Annotated in this window: 19 protein-coding genes; 7 read left to right on the top strand and 12 right to left on the bottom strand. The window is 43.5% G+C overall.

Annotation, left to right across the window (positions count from 1 at the left end):
- Positions 1–816, top strand: coding sequence for a nucleotidyltransferase domain-containing protein (locus ACIH2S_RS02460; protein WP_413784992.1), 816 nt, complete (start codon positions 1–3; stop codon positions 814–816).
- A 61-nt stretch (positions 817–877) separates the two neighbouring features.
- On the opposite strand, the gene ACIH2S_RS02455 is transcribed toward ACIH2S_RS02460, so the two are convergent.
- On the bottom strand, positions 878–1,300 hold the full coding sequence (locus ACIH2S_RS02455; protein ID WP_036955165.1) for a DoxX family protein: 423 nt from the start codon (positions 1,298–1,300) through the stop codon (positions 878–880).
- Between the two features lie 650 nt (positions 1,301–1,950).
- On the opposite strand from ACIH2S_RS02455, the gene ACIH2S_RS02450 reads away from it, so the two are divergent.
- The 5 genes from ACIH2S_RS02450 to ACIH2S_RS02430 are packed head-to-tail and all read left to right on the top strand — an operon-like array spanning position 1,951 to position 7,612.
- A complete protein-coding gene (locus ACIH2S_RS02450) occupies positions 1,951–2,544 on the top strand; it encodes a fimbrial protein (protein ID WP_006663314.1) in 594 nt (197 codons plus the stop codon).
- Positions 2,545–2,596: 52 nt separating this feature from the next.
- A complete protein-coding gene (locus tag ACIH2S_RS02445; RefSeq protein ID WP_036955168.1) occupies positions 2,597–3,289 on the top strand; it encodes a fimbrial biogenesis chaperone in 693 nt (230 codons plus the stop codon).
- 14 nt (positions 3,290–3,303) lie between these two features.
- Positions 3,304–5,811 carry a fimbria/pilus outer membrane usher protein gene (locus ACIH2S_RS02440; protein WP_108479323.1) on the top strand — a complete coding sequence of 836 codons (2,508 nt, stop codon included), beginning with the start codon at positions 3,304–3,306 and terminating at the stop codon, positions 5,809–5,811.
- An 11-nt stretch (positions 5,812–5,822) separates the two neighbouring features.
- Complete coding sequence (locus tag ACIH2S_RS02435; protein WP_430248039.1) at positions 5,823–6,899, top strand: fimbrial protein; 1,077 nt, start codon at positions 5,823–5,825, stop codon at positions 6,897–6,899.
- 11 nt (positions 6,900–6,910) lie between these two features.
- A complete protein-coding gene (locus ACIH2S_RS02430; RefSeq protein WP_108479321.1) occupies positions 6,911–7,612 on the top strand; it encodes a fimbrial biogenesis chaperone in 702 nt (233 codons plus the stop codon).
- Between the two features lie 33 nt (positions 7,613–7,645).
- On the opposite strand, the gene ACIH2S_RS02425 is transcribed toward ACIH2S_RS02430, so the two are convergent.
- From ACIH2S_RS02425 to ACIH2S_RS02415, 3 genes are read right to left on the bottom strand one after another with little or no spacing between them, the layout of a single operon-like run.
- Positions 7,646–8,521 (bottom strand): dimethyl sulfoxide reductase anchor subunit family protein, encoded by an 876-nt coding sequence (locus ACIH2S_RS02425; protein ID WP_108479320.1) that lies wholly within the window; start codon positions 8,519–8,521, stop codon positions 7,646–7,648.
- Positions 8,518–9,156 (bottom strand): DMSO/selenate family reductase complex B subunit, encoded by a 639-nt coding sequence (locus ACIH2S_RS02420; RefSeq protein WP_036955182.1) that lies wholly within the window; start codon positions 9,154–9,156, stop codon positions 8,518–8,520. The genes ACIH2S_RS02425 and ACIH2S_RS02420 overlap by 4 nt, the downstream gene beginning before the upstream one ends.
- Positions 9,153–11,564, bottom strand: a complete 2,412-nt coding sequence (locus ACIH2S_RS02415; RefSeq protein WP_196712528.1) for a DMSO/selenate family reductase complex A subunit — start codon at positions 11,562–11,564, stop codon at positions 9,153–9,155. The genes ACIH2S_RS02420 and ACIH2S_RS02415 overlap by 4 nt, the downstream gene beginning before the upstream one ends.
- 205 nt (positions 11,565–11,769) lie before the next feature.
- Here ACIH2S_RS02415 and ACIH2S_RS02410 point away from each other — a divergent pair, with 205 nt between their 5' ends.
- On the top strand, positions 11,770–12,543 hold the full coding sequence (locus tag ACIH2S_RS02410; protein ID WP_132497125.1) for an AraC family transcriptional regulator: 774 nt from the start codon (positions 11,770–11,772) through the stop codon (positions 12,541–12,543).
- A gap of 2 nt (positions 12,544–12,545) precedes the next feature.
- Here ACIH2S_RS02410 and ACIH2S_RS02405 read toward each other — a convergent pair whose 3' ends face one another.
- The 8 genes from ACIH2S_RS02405 to ACIH2S_RS02370 all read right to left on the bottom strand — a co-directional run bounded on the left by ACIH2S_RS02405 (position 12,546) and on the right by ACIH2S_RS02370 (position 19,672).
- Entirely contained in the window at positions 12,546–13,610 is a 1,065-nt protein-coding gene (locus ACIH2S_RS02405; RefSeq protein WP_108479316.1) for an adhesin, read from the bottom strand.
- A gap of 13 nt (positions 13,611–13,623) precedes the next feature.
- Positions 13,624–14,157: a fimbrial protein gene (locus tag ACIH2S_RS02400; protein WP_036955195.1), complete on the bottom strand. Its 534-nt coding sequence runs from the start codon at positions 14,155–14,157 to the stop codon at positions 13,624–13,626.
- Complete coding sequence (locus tag ACIH2S_RS02395) at positions 14,157–14,687, bottom strand: fimbrial protein (protein WP_430248034.1); 531 nt, start codon at positions 14,685–14,687, stop codon at positions 14,157–14,159. The genes ACIH2S_RS02400 and ACIH2S_RS02395 overlap by 1 nt, the downstream gene beginning before the upstream one ends.
- Positions 14,680–15,072, bottom strand: a complete 393-nt coding sequence (locus ACIH2S_RS02390) for a hypothetical protein (RefSeq protein WP_036955200.1) — start codon at positions 15,070–15,072, stop codon at positions 14,680–14,682. Before ACIH2S_RS02390 ends, ACIH2S_RS02395 begins: the two co-directional genes overlap by 8 nt.
- 31 nt (positions 15,073–15,103) lie before the next feature.
- Positions 15,104–15,832: a fimbria/pilus periplasmic chaperone gene (locus ACIH2S_RS02385; RefSeq protein ID WP_108479314.1), complete on the bottom strand. Its 729-nt coding sequence runs from the start codon at positions 15,830–15,832 to the stop codon at positions 15,104–15,106.
- A gap of 54 nt (positions 15,833–15,886) precedes the next feature.
- Positions 15,887–18,391: a fimbria/pilus outer membrane usher protein gene (locus tag ACIH2S_RS02380; protein WP_108479313.1), complete on the bottom strand. Its 2,505-nt coding sequence runs from the start codon at positions 18,389–18,391 to the stop codon at positions 15,887–15,889.
- 72 nt (positions 18,392–18,463) lie between these two features.
- Positions 18,464–19,045: a fimbrial protein gene (locus tag ACIH2S_RS02375; protein ID WP_413784993.1), complete on the bottom strand. Its 582-nt coding sequence runs from the start codon at positions 19,043–19,045 to the stop codon at positions 18,464–18,466.
- Between the two features lie 75 nt (positions 19,046–19,120).
- Complete coding sequence (locus ACIH2S_RS02370) at positions 19,121–19,672, bottom strand: fimbrial protein (RefSeq protein ID WP_108479312.1); 552 nt, start codon at positions 19,670–19,672, stop codon at positions 19,121–19,123.
- Positions 19,673–19,728 lie beyond the last annotated feature (56 nt).

The following is a 19,728-nucleotide window of genomic DNA, read 5'->3' as shown; positions in this document are numbered from 1 at the left end:
ATGAAAAGTAACAGCATGGAAAAAATGAGTGATGGCGTATCCATGCTTATGCAAGAAAGGATACGTGAAACATTAAGCGAGATAGAACGCACTCACCAAGTCAAAATATTATTTGCCTGTGAATCCGGTAGTCGTGGTTGGGGATTTGCCTCACAAGACAGTGATTATGATGTGCGCTTTATCTATGTGCATTCCCTCGATTGGTATCTGACACTCGATAGAAAGCGTGATGTGATAGAAAAGCCGATTGACGACGAGCTAGATGTGTCTGGTTGGGAATTATCAAAAGCCTTAAAACTGATGCGTAATTCTAACCCCGCATTAATTGAATGGTTACAGTCGCCGATTGTTTATCATAAAGATGAGGACTTTTTTGCTCAGTTAGAATCATTGGCTGAACAATTTTACTCACCGTTAAAAGCGCGTTATCACTATCTTTCTATCAGTAAAAGGAACTTATACTCTGATTTTAAGGGCGAAGAAGTGAAATTAAAAAAATACTTTTATATCTTACGGTCAGTATTAGCTTTGCGATGGATAGAGAACCATAAAAATATGCCACCGATGGCTTTTCGTGATTTAGTCGCGGCATGTGTCAGACAAAAGAATGTATTAACGGAAATTAATACGCTGCTAGAGATAAAAGGTCGAGGCAAAGAAAGCCTATATGGCGCGCGCAGACCCGCTATTGATGCCTTAATCCAAGAAACCATAGACAGCATGGAACGCTACCAATTTCCAGAACCGTCTTGTAAAGATAGTCGCCTGTTAGATGCGTTCTTACAGAAAACCATCTTAGAATTTAGTACTAAATAGCGTTTCCCGTTATCAAACAAAGGGCATCGATTTCGATGCCCTTTTCACTATTCCACGCTATTTATCGCCAATTCTCACTTTTTACCACAGAGAATTTCCCTGCCCCCAGTAACGCAATCGCCAGCGCACTCACAAAGAAATAAACGATGCTCTCAATCGCCCATGCCCCTGTTTTATCCAGTAAGAACGTTTTATCTAACCCCACCATTAACCATGCAACAATCATCGTGAACGCCACTAACAATGCAGATGGTCGGGTTAAAATACCCAACACAATGAAAATAGGAGCAACCACTTCACCCAAAATTGTGCCGTAAGCAATAAATTCAGGTAAACCATAAGAGGCTAACAACCCTTTGATGCCACTCGCACCTGTTAGCAGCTTGCTCATTCCGTGAAATAGCATTAACCCACCCACAGCTAAGCGCAACAGCAATTTTCCTGCATCTTCATGTGACAAACAACGATTGAAAAGTCCGACCATTTTGCACCCCATCTCTCTACGTTATGTTACTTATCATTATGGTTCAAAAATCAGAAATGAGAATTGTTTTAATTTTCATTTTATTCATCTATATCAAGGTAATTCTAGTTATTTTTAATCCACTATTTCTTATTCAAAAATAGCGTCTGTGCTCTCTTTTTTTGAACTAAATTTTTGAACCCAACGACTCAATGTGCAGTTCAATTGAAAAATATCCCATCAAAAAATTAACCACATAATTAACAAGATTAATCACTCAATAAATTTTTAATTAATTAAACAAAAATATTAGAAAAAGAATAATACTCTTTTTACTTGTTTAAATATTGAAGATAAATAGAAACAAAAAAATCCAGAATAAAAATAAAATAGAAACAAAATCACAAAATAAAATATTCCTTATATTATCTATACTTAACTAAGTAACATCACTCATTACAAGTAAAAATTCAGCACATTAAATAATAAAAAACAAAAAATACAAAATTTTAATCTGAAAATTTGAAATCATTGGATTTATAAACCCATTAATTCCACTTTACATATCTTGAAGATCTTTAAACCTTGTCTAAGCTTAAAAAGCTAGTTAATTCTGACTCGCAAAAAAAATCACTTATTTTAATTAATCGAGAACCTCGATGGGGTTAATTATGCCTAGACATATACTTTCTCTATCAATACTGTCCTTATCCGTGTTATCTGGCTCAGTAATTGCTGCCACAAATAGCCCTGGAGGTATTATTTCTTTCTCCGGTGCAATTAGTGATACTACCTGTACGATTAATGGTAATAACAGCGCTGATATGTCGATTGCTTTAGATCCGATTATATCTTCTGATGCAGGAACAACGGCAAGTACAGTTATTACAAAAAACCAAAAAGCCTTTGGGCTTACCTTTTCAAACTGTGCAATTGTTGGTGGAGGTACGCCAGCAGGGACATTAAAACTTCACTTCTCTTCAAGTAATATTTCGCCTTCAGGCCTGTATTTAATGAATACAACAGTGAACGAAAATGATCCGGCCGTTGCTCGTAACGTGGGCTTTAGCTTGTCACAGACTGGATCACCAACCGTTGCTATTCCATTAAATACGACCTTTGATACTCAGTTAACCGCAGCCAATACCACTTCAGCTGCTGGTGCAACATTGAACTTAATTGCTAGCTACTACAAAACAAATGCGACTGCCGCATCTGTCGGTGCGCTGCAATCAAACGTTGTTTATACCGTTTCATATCTATAACAATAAACTCAAGCTAGGTTCCTCTGAACCTAGCTTTTAGTGAGAATTTATTATGAAAATAAAATTATTATTCTTACTTCTTTTATTATTTTCTAAAGAAACATTTTCAAACGTTATTATTACAGGAACAAGGATTATATATCCAGAAGCTGCACAAAGCATGTCTGTGCAATTAACTAATAACAGTAACACACCGTCATTAGTTCAATCATGGATTGATGATGGTAATATAAACTCAACACCTGAAAATTCAGATGCACCGTTTTATCTTTATCCTCCTATTATCAAAATAGAGGGTTTACAAGGTCAACAATTAAAAATTAAAAAAACAGATAGAAAACTTCCAGATAATGTTGAAAGTGTTTTTTATTTAAATGTCCTAGATATTCCTAAAGCGCCTGATTCAATGAAAGGGAAAAATGTCATTCAATTAGCAGCGCGTTCAAGAATAAAATTATTTTATCGACCTAATGGATTAACTGAATTACCTGAAAATATCACGGACAATATTAATTACCAGCTAAATAATAACGGTATTGTCGTGAATAATAACTCCCAATACCATTTTACTATTGCTGCTATTACAACGTCTGAAGATAAAAAAACAGCGCTTGTTGATTCAGAGATGGTTCCACCACACACATCCAAAACACTGCCTTTAAAAAAACAGTTAAAAAGTAGCAATCTTATTCTGACTTATGTTGATGATTATGGTGTTTTCAAATCTAAAAACCTTCAGCTTTAACAGAAGAAACCATCATGAAAAAAGAAAATTATCTCTACATCCTTATTTTAATAGGGCTACAGACTTATCTAAAAAATGCATTTGCAGATGAATTCGATACCTCCCTTTTGGTGGGTGAATCTGCGAAAGGAGATATTTCTCGTTTCTATTCTGATGGACAAATTCCAGCGGGCAAACAGCTTGCGGATATCTATGTTAATCAGGTTTGGAAAGGGCAGTTTGACATCAATGTTGAAGACAATGGTAAGCAGATCAGCCTTGCGCAAAGTGATGTCCCTAAGCTCGGTTTAAAAACCACACCTAACCAAGTAGATCAGCCTGAGAATAATGCATATGTTCAGCTCAGCTCACTGGCACCCAATCTACATTACCAATTTAAAATCAGCGAATTACGACTAAACATTACCGTTCCACAAGTGTCGATTAAACAATCTGAATCTGGTTATGTCGATCCCAGCTTGTGGCAACATGGCGTACCCGCCATTATTTTTGCTTATAATACAAACTATTACACTTATAAAGAGAAGAAACACGAAAAGAGAAATAATGAGAATTTCTATGCCACCCTCAACTCGGGTGTCAATTTAGGTGCGTGGCAATTTCGTGATGAATCCAGTTATCGCTATTCATCCCATGGCTCGCAAAAATGGCGCAATAACACCCGCTATGTATACCGCCCAATCAGCCAGATTAATTCAGGGCTAAAGGCTGGCGATTTTTATACACCAACAGCGCTATTTAATAGCATTCGTATGCGAGGCATTATGCTCGCAACGGAAGTGGGCATGTTGCCAAACTCAAGCCAAAACTTTGTTCCTATTATTCGGGGCGTCGCACAAACCAATGCCTTAGTCACCGTTTATCAAAATGGGTATTTGGTCTATCAAGAAAGCGTGCCGCCAGGAGAGTTCGCATTTAACGATATTCAACCTAGTGCGGGAAGCGGTGATTTATTGGTGGTAATACAAGAAGCCGATGGTCGAAAAGAGTCATTTTCTGTTCCCTACTCTGCTGTACCAGACATGCTTAAAGAGGGTGTTTCTAACTATAACGTTCTTGCTGGGCAAGCAAAAATCGACAATACCTCATACCAACCTAAATTTATTCAAGGCGAATATCATTACGGCTTGAATAACTTGGTGACGCTCTATTCAGGCGCTCTACTCAGTGAGAAATATTATTCCGCCGTCATTGGAAGTGGTTGGAACTTTCGCTTTGGTGCTATCTCCGCGGACGTCACTCACGCCAAAACTCAATTGGATAGTGGAGATAAGAGTGGTCAAAGCTATCGTTTAACCTACAGTAAATTTATTGATGCCACTTCAACCAGTTTAACTCTCGCCACATACCGCTATTCCACTAGCGGCTACTATAGCTTTGTTGATTCAATTTACTCTCATGATAACTACAAAGCATGGCAGCGATATCAAGACCAAAATGCTAACCCAATTGGCAATAATAATAACAATTCAGATCTTTCGTTAAGCAACTTCGATGCCCTACGTGGCTCACGAGCGAAAAATACCTTCACCATTAACTTGAATCAGCAGCTTGGCGACGATTATGGCTCTGTTTTTGTTTCTGGAACTCATCGTGATTACTGGAACACTCACGGCAGTAGCCGAGAATATCAAGTCGGTTATGCCAACAACTACAACGACATTTCCTACAACGTATCCGTATCACGGGTGCGTAATTATGATAATAAAGAAGAAACCCGGGTTTATATGAATGTCAGCGTTCCCATTAGCTTATTCGAAAAACGTGCTAACGTAAGCTTAGGCAGCTATTTTACTGACTCTCACTATGAACAAACGGCCCTGAGTGTCAGTGGCATCGCGGGGAAAGATAACCAAATTAATTACACCGTAACAGGCACAAATCAGTCTGGGGGCAACAATGTCCTCGGCGGAAATATTACCTATAAACACCCTTACACCACATTATCCGGTTCTTATACCGAAGCGAATGATTATCGTCAGGCAGGGTTAGGCGCTCGAGGTACCTTGGTCGCCATTCCTAACCATATCGCCTTATCGGGTGATACTGGAGATACTTACACCATCATTGATGCCCCAATGGCCAATAATATGATGGTGAATGATGATAAAACCACGCTAACCAATCAGCGCGGTGTGGTACTAGTGACCAACAGCACCCCTTATCGCGCTAACTCATATACCCTGTCTGATACCGAAAATACGGCTGGCGCTGAAGTGCTCGGAAATATGGCAAATATCAGCCCGTACCAAGGCGCAGTTAACTACATCAAGTTAGAAACTGACACTCGACAAACCTTTATTTTACGCGGTGAGTTAGCGAATGGTCACAGCCTGCCATTCGGTACTGAAGTAGTCGATCCACAACAGCAAAATATTGGATATGTTGGGCAATCTGGCGTGCTGTACCTTAAGAGTGAACAGCTACCTTCAGCCTTACACATCAAGCTGAAAGGGGAAAAAGAGTGCGTGATCCATCAACCAGTTAACACGATGGATAAAGGTAAAAACCGCTGTCAATAAAGGAAACTCCAATGAAAAAAACCACATTGGCACTATTATTTTCAAGTTTACTTGCCGTCAGCCAGTATGCCTCCGCTAACTGTCGACAAGCGTCAACCGTCACGGCATCCCCGATTGCTTTTAATTTATCAAACGATTTAACCAGCTCATCGACTGTCGTGACCAAAGACTCTCGAACCATATTTTCCGGTACATTTACTTGTACCAATAATGGATTACTCCCCAATGTCGTAGGTATTGCCTCACCATTTCAAGGTCGAAAAGCGACCGTGGGATTTAATGGGGGTAAGCAATTAGTCGAAGTCACCGTCACCCAATTAGAAAAAAATAATGTGTCAAACTTGTCCCCCGGTACCCACAATGCCAATGAACTCAATGTAAATTTCACCATGCAATTTACCCTGGTGACCGTCAAACCAAGCTCGAACTATATTGAAATTGCAGGAAGCACCGCAACCATTAACCCCGTTGTTTTTGCTTCAGATGCATCCACTTTAGGTCTTGTACAATGGCTTCTTGATGTGGTGGCTAGACTCTTAGCATTTTTACTGGGATTTGTATGGACAACTCAGCCTGATGATATCTATTTGCAACCCGTTCAAGTGACTTATAGCCCTATTACCACCACCTGTAACTTTTCAAACCAAGGTTTAGTCGTCACTCTGCCCCCTGTCAGCATCAGTACCGTCAAATCAGCAACGCACGCAGGTTACACTCCCTTTAATCTCAACTTCACTTGCAGTGATTTTCTTGCGGGAGGCAACGCATCAAGGGATATCAGTATTTTCTTATCCAGCAGCAGCTTACTCCCAGCAGATAAAACCACCATGAATAACACTGCCAGCCAAGGCGCTGCCGGTGTAGGTTTTAGACTCGTTATGGCGAGTAATCCTAATACGCCTATCACTCTATCCAATAGCGTGTCAGCACAAAGTACCGCAACGTCTATTTTCACTGTGGCAAAAGGAAGTCCCATTTCCCCATCATTTACCCTCAACATGGGAGCTTACTATTACCCTTATACCCCTGCCATCGTGACGCAAGGCCCTGTATCCAGCACCGCAACGGTGGTCATGTCATACAATTAGAAGGATGAGAAATGCAGTATATTCAAGGAATTATTTACGGTTTAATATTGCTTCTTCTTAGCTCACAAACGCACGCGAGCTTAATGCTCAAAAAAACGCGTCTGATTTACTTAAGCGACCAAAAATCTGCCAATATTCAAGCCGTTAATGACAGTGAACACGCAAGCTTAGTCCAGAGTTGGATTGATGAGGGCAATATCCATTCCACCCCTGAAACGACAGAGGCACCGTTTATTGTGACCCCCCCAGTGACCAAAATCGCCGCTCATGATGGTACGCAATTACGGATTCGATTTATTGGTGGGGATTTACCACAAGATAGAGAATCCGTTTTTTACCTGAATGTACTTGATATTTCACCAAAACCTCAAAATAAAGAAGGAATGAATATTATCCAGCTGGCGCTACAAATTCGTATCAAAGTTTTTTATCGACCTGCAGCGCTTGCCAATGGCATAGAGTCGTTTATCAATAACGTGAGTGCGTTGCATTCCGAGAGTCAGCTTTCAATTAAAAATCCCACGCCTTATTTTTTGAATATTTCACAGCTCTATTATGAAAATAACCAAAATACCCCCATCGCGAAAAGCATTATGATCCCACCATATTCAACCGAAAAGCTAGAAGGAAGTCATCGGCAAAATGGCAAACTTATTGCAGTGTATATCAATGATCAAGGTAGCTTAGTCACCCATGCTTTAAGCGTAAATTAGATAACCGAACCTATCTGGCTCGGTTATTCATTTTTAAATATGGATTGTATAAAAACAGTAACGCAGCATAAATTCAGCAATCAAAGCACAAACGCAGCCCACCACAAGAACATATTGGCTACGCCCAACCAGAACACCCTGTGCCTCGCCTTTAATTCGGCAAAATGCTCCCATGCCGATAGCCACAATGGCAATAAACCCAACCACCCAACTGGCTAAACGCAGTGACCAAATTTGTTGATAAGCATTAATTGAATCAATGGGAAAAGTAACGGATTCATTAGTGTAAGCAGTTTCCAGCAAATAGTTTTCGTAGAATGGTTGATAAATCAAACGAACCACTAAGCTCACTCCCACCACCATCAATAATGCAAGCGCCCTATTTTGACCTTTATCTTTCAATAGGAAGCTAACCAGTAAATAGTACCCTGCCGCCCCTAGGGTCAACATCGCCCCATAAAACATCAGGTAGGTATTGTCATTCATCCACACTAACATGGAGGTATAACGGTAAATCGATCCCATCGCATACACATCACACAGCCCCGCGATAATCGCCAGCCCCAGTAACCCATAGGACAGGCGTTTTTTAAACCACATCCACAAAAAAGTGAGACCCAAGAACGTAAAGTAAGTTGCCGTAAAAACCACTTCACGACTGAGCCAAGAGGAGAAAATGTTTAATAACGAATTAGGCGCATTAAGTGGCACTCCCAAGTGTGTAATGGAGGAGAGCAACCCCACTCCCGCTAGCACACAAGCGATAAATAAATAGCGCAGCAGAAAGCTCGAAGGAATATTTCCACCCAGAGTCGTCGCCAATCTTTTTGCACAAATCCCCAGCATCACGCTTAGCCCGATAGAGGCTTGCATCAACAAGGTAAATATCAATAGTGGCCATTCATTCATTTTTTCGCTCCTTGGATCACGGTATGACGCCCCGCCCCTTGGTGCGGGTGGATCACTAAATTAGGGTGAGTAATGGATGAGTCTGGCAGCCCTTTCACATCCGCTTGCGAACCAAACCGTTCGCGCAGCTCATCAATGGGACCAAACTGAATCGCACCGAGTGGGCACGTCGCCACACACACGGGAGTCTGCCCTTGCAGTTGTAAATCAATACAGAAATCGCACTTGGACATTTGCTTGGTTTCAGGATTCATCTGCGGTGCACCATATGGACACGACCACGCGCAAGTTCCGCACCCCACGCATTTATCCGTATTCACCATCACGATGCCATCCCCTTCACGCTTATGCATTGCCGTGGTTGGGCAGTTTTTCACGCACATTGGGTCAGCACAATGGTTACACGAAATAGACAAGGTATAGGCGAACACATTGTTCTCCCAGCTACCGCAGCCATTTTCGATAAATTCCCCACCCGTAATTTCGTAAACTCGACGAAATTTACGTCCAACTTCGAGATTGTTTTTATCTTTGCAGGACACCTGACACGCTTTACACCCTGAGCAGCGTGCCGAATCAATATAAAACCCGAGTTGTTTGTCGCTCACTGCGGGATAAACGTGGAATTTACTCATGCTTTTGCTACCTCCACCAATAAGGTTTGATGGGCATTACCGTGCGCCATTGCCGTACTGCGCGCTGACGTTAAAACGTTGGCGCATCCCCCTTGATCGACACCATTTTTATCTGGCTGCCACCAGGCTCCCGCTTGTAGTGCCACCACCCCCGGCATGATCCGCGAGGTAATTTTGACAGGTACCATCGTGACACCTCGATCGTTATGCACTTTCACGCGATCGTCATCAGCAATGTGGCGGCGTTTCGCGTCGATCGGATTGATCCACAACTCTTGGCGCTGCACCTCTTGTAACCACGGGTTCGCAAATTGAGTGGAATTCGCGCGGTTGCGCCCTTTCCATGTAATCAATTGCAGCGGATATTGCTGCGTTAGAGCATCTTCAGGGCCTTCAATCGCAGGCACATAATGAGAGAGTGCGGGAATATCGCGGTCATTACGGTCATATAGACGTTTCGAAAAAATCTCGATTTTGCCCGATGGGGTTTCAAACGGGTTATTGGCTAAATCTTTAATATTTTTCTCAAATGCCACATGCCCCGTGTGGGGTTTATGTTTCAAAAGATGGCGGCGTTTAACCAGCAATTCATCAAAGGTGGGAATTCCATCTTCAGGACGTTTTTCATGAGCATCATTGACCAGATGTTCAATCCACTGCTTTTCCGTGCGCCCTTCACTGAATTTTTCACCCACACCCAATTTGTTTGCCACATCACAGAGCCATTCATAATCACTGCGGCGCTCAAATTCAGGTTCCACGACCTTTTCAGACAGAATAATGTAGTTCCCTGTACCCCATGTCCCGCCGACATTCCAGCGTTCTAAAAAGCTGGTTTCAGGCAGTAAGATGTCGGCATATTTGGCGCTTGGCGTCATATACAAATCACTGTAGACGATAAACTCAACCTTATTTTCATCCTCCAGCACTTTGGCGGCATGGCGAATATCGGGGTTCTGGTTCGTCATGTAATTTCCCGCAAGGGAAAAAATCATTTTGATTTCGGTATCCAGTTTTTCTGCATTTTTTAAGCCGTTATCCGGTGTGACTAGGCTGGCATCCTCACAGGCTTGTACCCAGTTAGTAATATTAATTTTCGCTTTAACGGGGTTTTCAAATAGGCTGGGACCCGCCAGTGTTTTACGAAGATCAGGCGTCACGGCCATGCCATAACCAGCAGCCCAACCCCCTTTCACACCGACGTTTCCCGTAATGGTTGCCAGCAATGTCGCACCACGCGCAGAGCGTTCTCCACAAATATGACGCTGAGGTCCCCACCCTTGCATCAAGGCAGCGGGTTTGGTTGTGGCATATTCACGAGCCAGTTGGCGAATGGTTTGCGCAGGCACTTTGGTGATGGGTTCCGCCCACTCAGGGGTCTTCACCACACCATCTTTTTTTCCCATCAAATAGGCGACTAAGGATTCATTCTCCGGTACACCATCAGGCATTTGGTGCTCATCAAAGCCAACGGTGTAGGTATCGATAAATACCTGATCATGCAGACCTTCGCTAATGATCACGTACATCATGGCATCCATCATGGCGTTATCGGTGGTAGGCAAAATCGGGATCCACTGATCCGCTAACGAAGACGCGGTATCGGAGTAGCGCGGATCCACCACAATAAATTTGGTGCCATTTTTCTTCATTTTTTGGAAGTAATGGTTGGTATGCCCGAAAATAGTCTCATTTGGGTTATGTCCCCATAAAATCACCAGCGGAGTCTCTTCCAATGTGTCTAACGTACTGCCACTCGCCGAGGTGCCATAAGTGTAGGGCGTCACTGCCATAGTGTTGCCGTTACTGACAGAGTGGTAATTTTCGAGAAATCCCCCCGTCAAATTAAACAGGCGGCGTAACATATTCGCCCCTGAAAAAATGCCGCCCGTCACCCCAGTACTTAGGCTGACAAATCGCGATGCAGGACCATATTGCTGGTTAATTCGCTGCATATTTTCAGCAATCAGCGTGGTGGCTTCTTCCCAGCTAATTCGTTCGAAATGCCCTTCACCGCGTTTGCCTACTCGCTTCATTGGGTATTTTAAGCGGTTCGGATGGTAGACAAATTTGCGATAGCTGCGTCCGCGCACACAAGCACGCATAATCGGCATCTCTTCATCAAGATCCCCGTCAGGACGTGTACTGATGCGCGTAACAACACCCTGCTTAACGTGGGCGCGAATATCACATTTTCCGCCGCAGTCAAAACTGCTGCATGTGGAAACCACTCGCTCACCGTCATTCGGTAAGGTGGTCGTAGGGATAATATTGGAGTTTTCTGGTGTTGAAGCGACCGTGTTCGTGGCAATAAATGGGACAGCCATGAGTGCAGAGCTGCCTTGAATAAACCGACGACGGGTCAATGGTTCAATCAGATGTTCACTCTGATCATTATAATTTTTCATGATAACTCTACCTCTGGCATACATTAGGTTGCCGCGATAGCGTAAACATTTCCCACTGAGCCAACTTTTGAAAAACCGCCAAAGGCATTGGAATTTCAGCCAACCGCGTGAAACATGTGGTTATATCAATAAATTTTGCCTATATTCAGAAAATAATTCGTTATGTTTGAATTTCAGCCAATAAACGACGGTAACCAAAATTACAATGAGAAATATTCCACTGAGTACCATTGATAGTGTCGCTCGGGATGTTATCGCACTCGCGACAGATTACTTACCCAACGTGCTGTTGGATTCTCATAAGCATCGCCGCGCTCAATTCTTATATGGGGCAACGGGGCTAATTGAGGTGAGTACTGAAGATGGTGAGTGGGTTATTCCCCCCGACAGTGGCGTGTGGATCCCTGAGAATACAGCCCATGAAACACGGATGCTGAATGTCAGCACTCGCAGTTTATATATCGAACCTGCGGCTGCGCCCCGCCAAGGCAATCGATGCGAAGTTTTGCGCGTCACGCCTTTACTTCGCCAATTGCTATTAGAAGCGGTTGATGTGCCACTGGAATATGATCTTAACGGACGAGATGGCTCATTGATGCAGCTGATCCTCCATGAAGTGGCGCGCGCCGAGCCACTACCATTCTTTGCCCCGATCCCGCGAGATGAAAGCCTCGCAGCCTTGTGCCGCGAATTTTTAAAATCACCGCAAATTACCTCGCTTCCCCAAGAGTGGGCTGCAAAACTGCACAAAAGCGACCGCTCATTTAGCCGCTTTTTTGGGGCGCAAACGGGTTTGTCATTTTCAGATTGGCGACAACAAGCCTGCTTACTGAGTGCCATTAGCCAAATTTCAGCAGGTAAATCGATCACTGAAGTGGCGTTTGATCTTGGTTACAGCAATGTGGGTTCGTTCTCAACCATGTTTAAGAAATGGCTCGGACAAACCCCATCGAGTTTTATTCAGCGTATTGAATCCTAACCTTAATCCAAGGTGGCAATCAGCCATGCAGAACCACGATAGTCACCCGCTTGGGCATTTTCCCCTTGCAGGTGGCTACTGATTTCGAACTCTTTCAGGCTGTGAATTTCTGCGTTGATCTCTTTGCCGGATTGTCCCGTTTCAAGATCCGTAATCACCAAATTGCTGTAGATCGTATCATTCGCCTCATTTTTCATCGGTAAACGCTTTTGAGGATCATCATCCTGCGTGTAATCCAAGCGTAAACGTACTTTAGTTGCCGACTGGAAGAGGCAACTGTAGGTAACTTGACCACTAGCGCGGTTATCATAGTACAAGCTGTTTAACTGCCCATGGCGTAGGTTCAGTATCCCTTTTTCCCCGCTGCTGGTACTGGATGTGCATTTTGCACCGATATTAATTTGCGAAGCCGCCAAGCGTAATGGCACAGAAGATTCGTGAAGCGGCCAGCTATCATAAGGTGGCGCCACTTTTGGATTGGTAAATGCACGCACGTAACCCGCTAATGGCATTTCACTAATAATCAACTGCCCATCGATAATTTGCTCTTTGATATAAAACGTCATGGTGATAGGAAAATGGTTATTAAATCGAGGAACCTCAAATTGTGTATCTGCATAAGACATTGAGCACACACCGGAGCTGCGGTTCGTCCATTCCATCATGTCGGATTGCACCGTCATCACGAGGTTGGCGTTCAACCGATACGCTTTGAGTCCTGCAATCGAAAACCCCGTTTCAGGCACATACATGAATAATCGATGAAACGCATTTGCTGGCAGAATTTGCGTGCTTGTACTTCCCCAGCGGCGCCCGACACACTTCACCATACCGGTCGGTTCCGCAAGGTTACTATCTACCACAAAAGGCTCTCCAACTTGATAATAATTTTGACCGTCAGACCCCCTATCAGGGTGATCCGCCAGCGTGCTGCTGTTATTCACGCGTATGGTATAGCCCGTATTAGGATCGATAATTTGTGCCGCATAATCTGCATGAGCCATCATCGCTGACAGTATTCCTCCGACTAAACAACCTGCCCGCGCTATGGATTTAATTGTCAACATATTGCTGTTCCCATTAGTGATAAGTGACTGAGATCATCATGGCCGACGTAAATCTTCCTGCGGGTAATTGGCTTAGTGGTCGAGTGTTCACCAACTTTGCTTGAAGATTAATACGGTGCTCCGTCGCGCTGATAGGTTGTGGTGTAATAGTTTGTATTTGATTGAGCTCTAAAGGAAATGTTAGTCCATCCGTGATATCAAAAAAATCGATCCCCAACCCTTTTGCGCTGGTGGATAAAATTTGGCGACCTTGGTACTCTTCCGTTCCATAACCTTTTGGGTTGAGTAACACCGACAACGTTTTTCTCCCTGAGCACCCACTGATATACACCGGAAAATCTTTGGTCAACGAAACCCCTGGCGCGCCATTAATTTCAACCACCCCAAAATTAATTTGCAGTGGTGAGTCGTTATTTTCACTGCGTACGTGGCAAGCAGGGTCGACCATTGTGGCCACGACATCCACAAACACATCCCCATTAACCACCGGTGAGATAAATATCAGAAAACCCCACCAATACTTCCTGATTTTATTGATTTGCTTCACTATTTATACTCCACGGAAAATGTAGCCCAACCGGAGAAATTCCCTGTGCCAACGTAACCATAAGGAGGTTTGCGCGCTACCACACCAAAGGACAAAGATTGCTCATCATTCACCACTGCAACGCTGCCCACATCAATAGGCTCATCCCAATCAATGAGTTTATCTTTACTATCCATGATCCCCAGTACTACGCCGCTATCACCTTGAGTGATAAGGTAGTTATCCCCATCAATATTCACTAGCTGCGTTCCATGCCACGTTATCTTGATGAGCTTTCCCAGCTCCGCATGCTGGCAATGGTCAATTTCAATGGAAAACGGCGTGATAACGCTGGTCTCCCCCAGATTAAGAGACTCCATACGTAAATTTTCTAATTGAATCTCTTTTTTGACGGAACCTGCACTCACTTTGCAGGATAAATGCACTAACTCTCCGCTAAATTCCACATCCAGAAATTGCGCATTAGCTTGAGTCGAAAAGCTCCAGAAAAGGGGCGCTAGCAGCCACCAAAACAGGGTTACCTTACTCATAACTCACCTCCAGTCGCAGTGGATGCGCGCTCTCAATCACAGAAGGAAGCTGAACGGGGTTATTTCCATCAATAAGTGCCACGGGGTAACGCACTGTTTCTTCCCCCGTTAACATATCCACCACGAGCAAAATTGCCGGTGTTTTTGCTCCATGTTTATTTTCACTGAATGCAACTCCTGCGCCGCAATGGGTCAACGTCAGCGTTTTCCCTACCGTTAAACCACACGGGGCATTGAATAGCGTGGCATTCACCAAAAACCAGCCCGCCTGTGAAGATTCATAATGGGATTCAGTGGGTGGCACGCTGCCTAGAAATTCCTCTCCTTGCCCCCAAGCACTTACGGTCATTGTGATAATCCCGATAGCTAACCGGATAATATTCATCCTCATTCTCCCCTTTTATGCCTTGGTTCTATTACTGTTCCCCGGAGACTGTGCAGGTGTCTCCTTGGCAACGAAATACCAGTGTTGGCTTGCCGCCATAGTCATTGATGTAAGTGAGATAAGGGGTGGCCAGCGTGTGGCTGTTAATCTCGAATGTGGATTTAGGGGCGACCATAACAACCTCGAAGCTGCTCTCTTCCGACTGTTTCTTGCTATTCCCCACCCCAATCACCGTTAAGTTAAACGGCGTGGTGTTATTCAAACGGTAGCCTTTGGCCGTTTTTTGCAACGTAATGTTGTGTGCCCATTTGGTTTGAGAAGCTTCGAGGATTTTTTCAGGGCGATAGAACAATTTGACGCGGGATTGCAACGCAATTTGCAGTGTATTTTCTTCCGTGGATTTCGGCGGAACTTCACGCAAATTGAAATAGAAAACGGACTCTCTATCATCGGGTAATTGGCTTAATAATGGCGTTTTGCTCAAGCGCACTAGGCTGTGGCTATTGGCTTCTATCCGCTGTAATGGTGGCGTGGCAAGGATCGCGCCTTGAGTGAGTTTTTTACCTTGAAGGTCTTCAATCCAACTTTGCGCTAAATAGGCTTCTTCGGGATTATCATTCGCGATGCGCACGTTAATAGAATTTTCATTACCCGGAAAAACAATTCTCGTTCTATCCAGAGTCACCGCGCCATAAGAGGCTTGTGGTATTCCAATAAGCCCGCTTATCAATGCTGCAAAAATAGGTTTAAAATTCAACATAATCAACCTCATAGATTAAAGAGAATAAAAATTTCGTTATTTTTGACATGCCAGTTATTTTTGACATGGTAGTAACAGCATTGAAGAGGATGTGGTTAACCTGTCTGGCAACGTTATCTGACACTGTTTTTGGTTACGCCAATAAACCCACAACGCGGTATTCTTCTCGATCCCCACCAACCAGGTCACCCCTTCTTCTCCGACTATCCCAAGTTCTTGATTCACCTCATTACGCACACTGGCACCAAACGGTGGTTTTTTACCATCCGGTAAGGTGATCACCGAGAAGAGTTTTTCCCCTTTCATCACAGGGAAACTTCGATAGCCAATCGCGCCTTTTGTAAGCGTGATGTCGCTGGTGGCACTGAGCGCTTCAATGTTTTCAGGTAATTTGCTGGTGTTAATGGAAGCCGAGGATTTACGGTAACTATTCACATTTGGGATCACCGCTAAACCGAAGCGGTTGGTTTTTGTAACGCCATGATTCAGTGGTACGCCGCCAATATCTGAAGTTTCCACCATTAAGCGAGTATCACCGTGGGCAGAGCGATGCAGCGCGGCTCCCTTGGTCGTTATTGTGATCCCGCTATTAATCGATGCCCCAATACTGCGGTATTGATGAGGGACATAGCTGCCATTAATGGACACACTGGCATCCGAGAGGTCACGGGAATAAAAACCGCTCAAGCTCGTTTGGCTATCCACATCTTGCCCGTGGTTATACCCCATCGTTAGGCTGTAATTATCCCTCTCCCCATAACCGCTATATCCCACATTATGGTTATATTGATTCTTTTTATTGGAACGAGAGTACAACTCAGAAAACGTCAAGCTATGTCCGCTGTACAGCGGGATCGTCAAATAAAGGTTAATGGCATCATCTTCATAACCGTTACTTCGCTCCGTTCGCGTCGCGGAGATAGCAATATTGCCGCTATATTGGGAAAGGGAAGCAAAATTCAGGCTTGTATTGGCGTATAAACCGTACTGGGTTTGTGGGTCATCCTGCCAATAGGTGCTGTACTGGTAATTTAACGAGAAGTTAAAATCATCAAAATATTTATTTAAGTAGACTTGGTAATTTTCCTTGGTGGCTTGCGGTGAATGCCCAGTTCTGTCCTCATCCATATATTGCATTAACGTTCGATACTCTTTATCTGCAAAACGGTAGCCCGCAAAAGTAATATCGGTACGAAGATCCTCGAATGACTTCGCATAATTAAAACGGTAAGAGCGCCCCTGTAAGTGACCTTTATCGTCATCTGAATAATCAGCAAAAGATTGGGTAATATCCACCGCGACGGCCCCAAAAGAGAACAAGTCACGCCCAATCCCTAAAGCGGCACTTTGGTAATAGGCATTAAGTTGAGTTCCCCCATACAACGACCACGCATTTGATACACCATATGACAATTCACCACTAATGACGGGATCTCCCGTTAAATGTCGATTGTCATAACGTGTTTTCCCCAGCGCCGCTTTATAATTTACCCGACCCGGACGAGTTAAATAGGGCAGCGATGCAGTACTAAGACTAAATTTATTCTCTTCCCCATTTTCTTCACGTACCGTCACATCCAGCACACCACGGATCCCGCTATCAAGGGTTTGAATGCGAAAAGGTCCCGGTGGCACCGAAGTTTCTGAAATGATCCGATCCTGACTCCGAACGATCACAATGGCGTTAGTCTTTGCCACACCGATAATTTCAGGGGCATATCCCACCAATTTTGGCGGCAACATGCGATCATCACTTTCAATCGAAATACCCGTGTATTGCCAAGAATCAAACACGTCCGAGTAAAAGTTATTTTCCCCGAGCGTGAGCAAAGCAGCGCTTTCTTTCAATGATCGAAAAGCATATAACCGACTGAAATCAAAGTTGTGTTTTTCTTGCGAATAACTGCCCCCATGTTGCTTTTGATAAGTCCCATTGAAGTCACCACGCAACCGCCAAGCCCCAATGTTAATGCCCGATGTCCCATTACCAGATAAATAAACGCGCTTGTCGCCATCGGTTTCTTTTGTGGCAGAAATATTCGCACTGTAGTCCACAAACAAACCATTGATCCCCTCTTCCCATAATTTTGGGGGAACCCAATAAGGATCACGATATTCCATCCACATTTGGGGAATGGTCATTTTTAGGGACATAGAAGGCAAGTCCACTTTGGTTTGTACCCCAGCCAGAGCCGAAAAATTCAAACATTTTTCATCATGAAATAATGTGACTTTTTCCTCCGCAGATTTTTTTAGTCCCATAAAATCCAGCAACTGAGGTGCCAGACACACTTGCTGAGAACCTACACTTTTTGTACTTTTATCATCAAAAACAGCAACATCTCGCGGCTCGCCTAAACGCTGACCATTAACAAAAACAGTCAAAACATAGTCTCCAGGTGGAACATATCCCGCAACAGAGAACTGGCTCATATCAATGTTATTCATATCTTCGGCATCTAACACATCGGTATTAAATTCAGCAGCATAGCTATTGCCAATTCCCATACTTAGCGCCAATAAAATCGTCTGTCTTAGTTTGCTATGTTTGAACATCATGCTCTATACCATCCCAAATGCGACGAGTGTGCCCCTCTCGAAAATGACTTCGAGATCATGTTTATCTGCAATTTATTGATAATCGATAAAAAAACGGATTAACCCTTGATAGTTACCCGCTTGAATAGGTCGCCCAGTTAGCTCTAGACGTAAAAAGTACTGTAGATAGAGCGCTTTCCCTGATTTGTCTTGCTGTAATACATTATTTACCAAAGGGTAATATTGCCCTGGAATCAATGTATTAAAACGACTATCAAGGACAGAAACCCCAAGACCTTGTGATGCGCCTCTTAGTACAAATGCATCAATGTGTTCCGCTGTTTCCCCTGCAAATCGAATAGACCATGTTTTACTGTCGAGTAAAGAGTAAAGGCTTCCGCAGTCTCGTAACTCAATAATAAAAGGTTGGTTATGCTGCTCACGCTGCAACTTTGTACCAAGCAGGGGGATTGCCAAAGGTGAAAAATCAATCGTTTGAAATCTATTTTCAATTACAACCGAACACGGTGTAGCGATAACAATACCTTTCAATGTTGCGCTGCCATCAAGCTCTATTTTTTTATTCGCCGCCGCCCCCGAAATCATCAGGCACGTCAGAATGGTTATCGTCATCAGTTGAGCTAATTGGCGAGTTACCCGTTGATAAACAATCACAATTGTCTCCCTCAACTTTCTCCTTCAACTCCGTATTGATACCGCCAGTTATTCACTGGCGGTAGACTCAGATGCTTACTGATAGGTAATTCGGAAGTTAGTTACGGCGCTAAACTTACCTTCAGCGACATCTTTTGTGGTATCAATAGCTTTAGCTAATGCTGTGAAGGTTAAGGTGTTATCCCCCTTCTTATTGATAATTCGCGATAAAATATCCTTAGCTTTGCCAAATTCAAAACCATCAATACCAATACCTACGTTGTTTACATTGCCCGGAGAAGTTGAAAGCAAAGTGTTACCCGCATCGGCGTAATTTTGCCCTGTAAAGACTAACTCCATGCTTTTCACTGCTGCTGACGCCCCTGTACCATCTTTGGTGTAATCTGAAAAATCACACCCTGTTAATTCAATATTAAAATTCACTTCAGCCGTTCTGCCATTCTCTAAACCACGGCGAGAAAGCTGACCAAAATCAATAGTTTGTTTTAACGATGGTTGTGCAATATTGCAGGGTGAAGTCACCACTGTACCGATAAAATTCACCGTACCTGTATTCTCTGCCATTACACTAAAAGAAGTCGCTGATGTTGCCAGCAGTGTAATGATTGCTAACTGATTAAGTTTCATATAATGACTTTCCTTTCGTTTAAAAATAGGAGAAACGCAATACACCATTAAATAAT

The sequence above is a fragment of the Providencia lanzhouensis genome, from assembly GCF_050469745.1.
GTDB classification, from domain to species: domain Bacteria; phylum Pseudomonadota; class Gammaproteobacteria; order Enterobacterales; family Enterobacteriaceae; genus Providencia; species Providencia lanzhouensis.
This window is presented reverse-complemented; position numbering and strand designations above follow the sequence as displayed.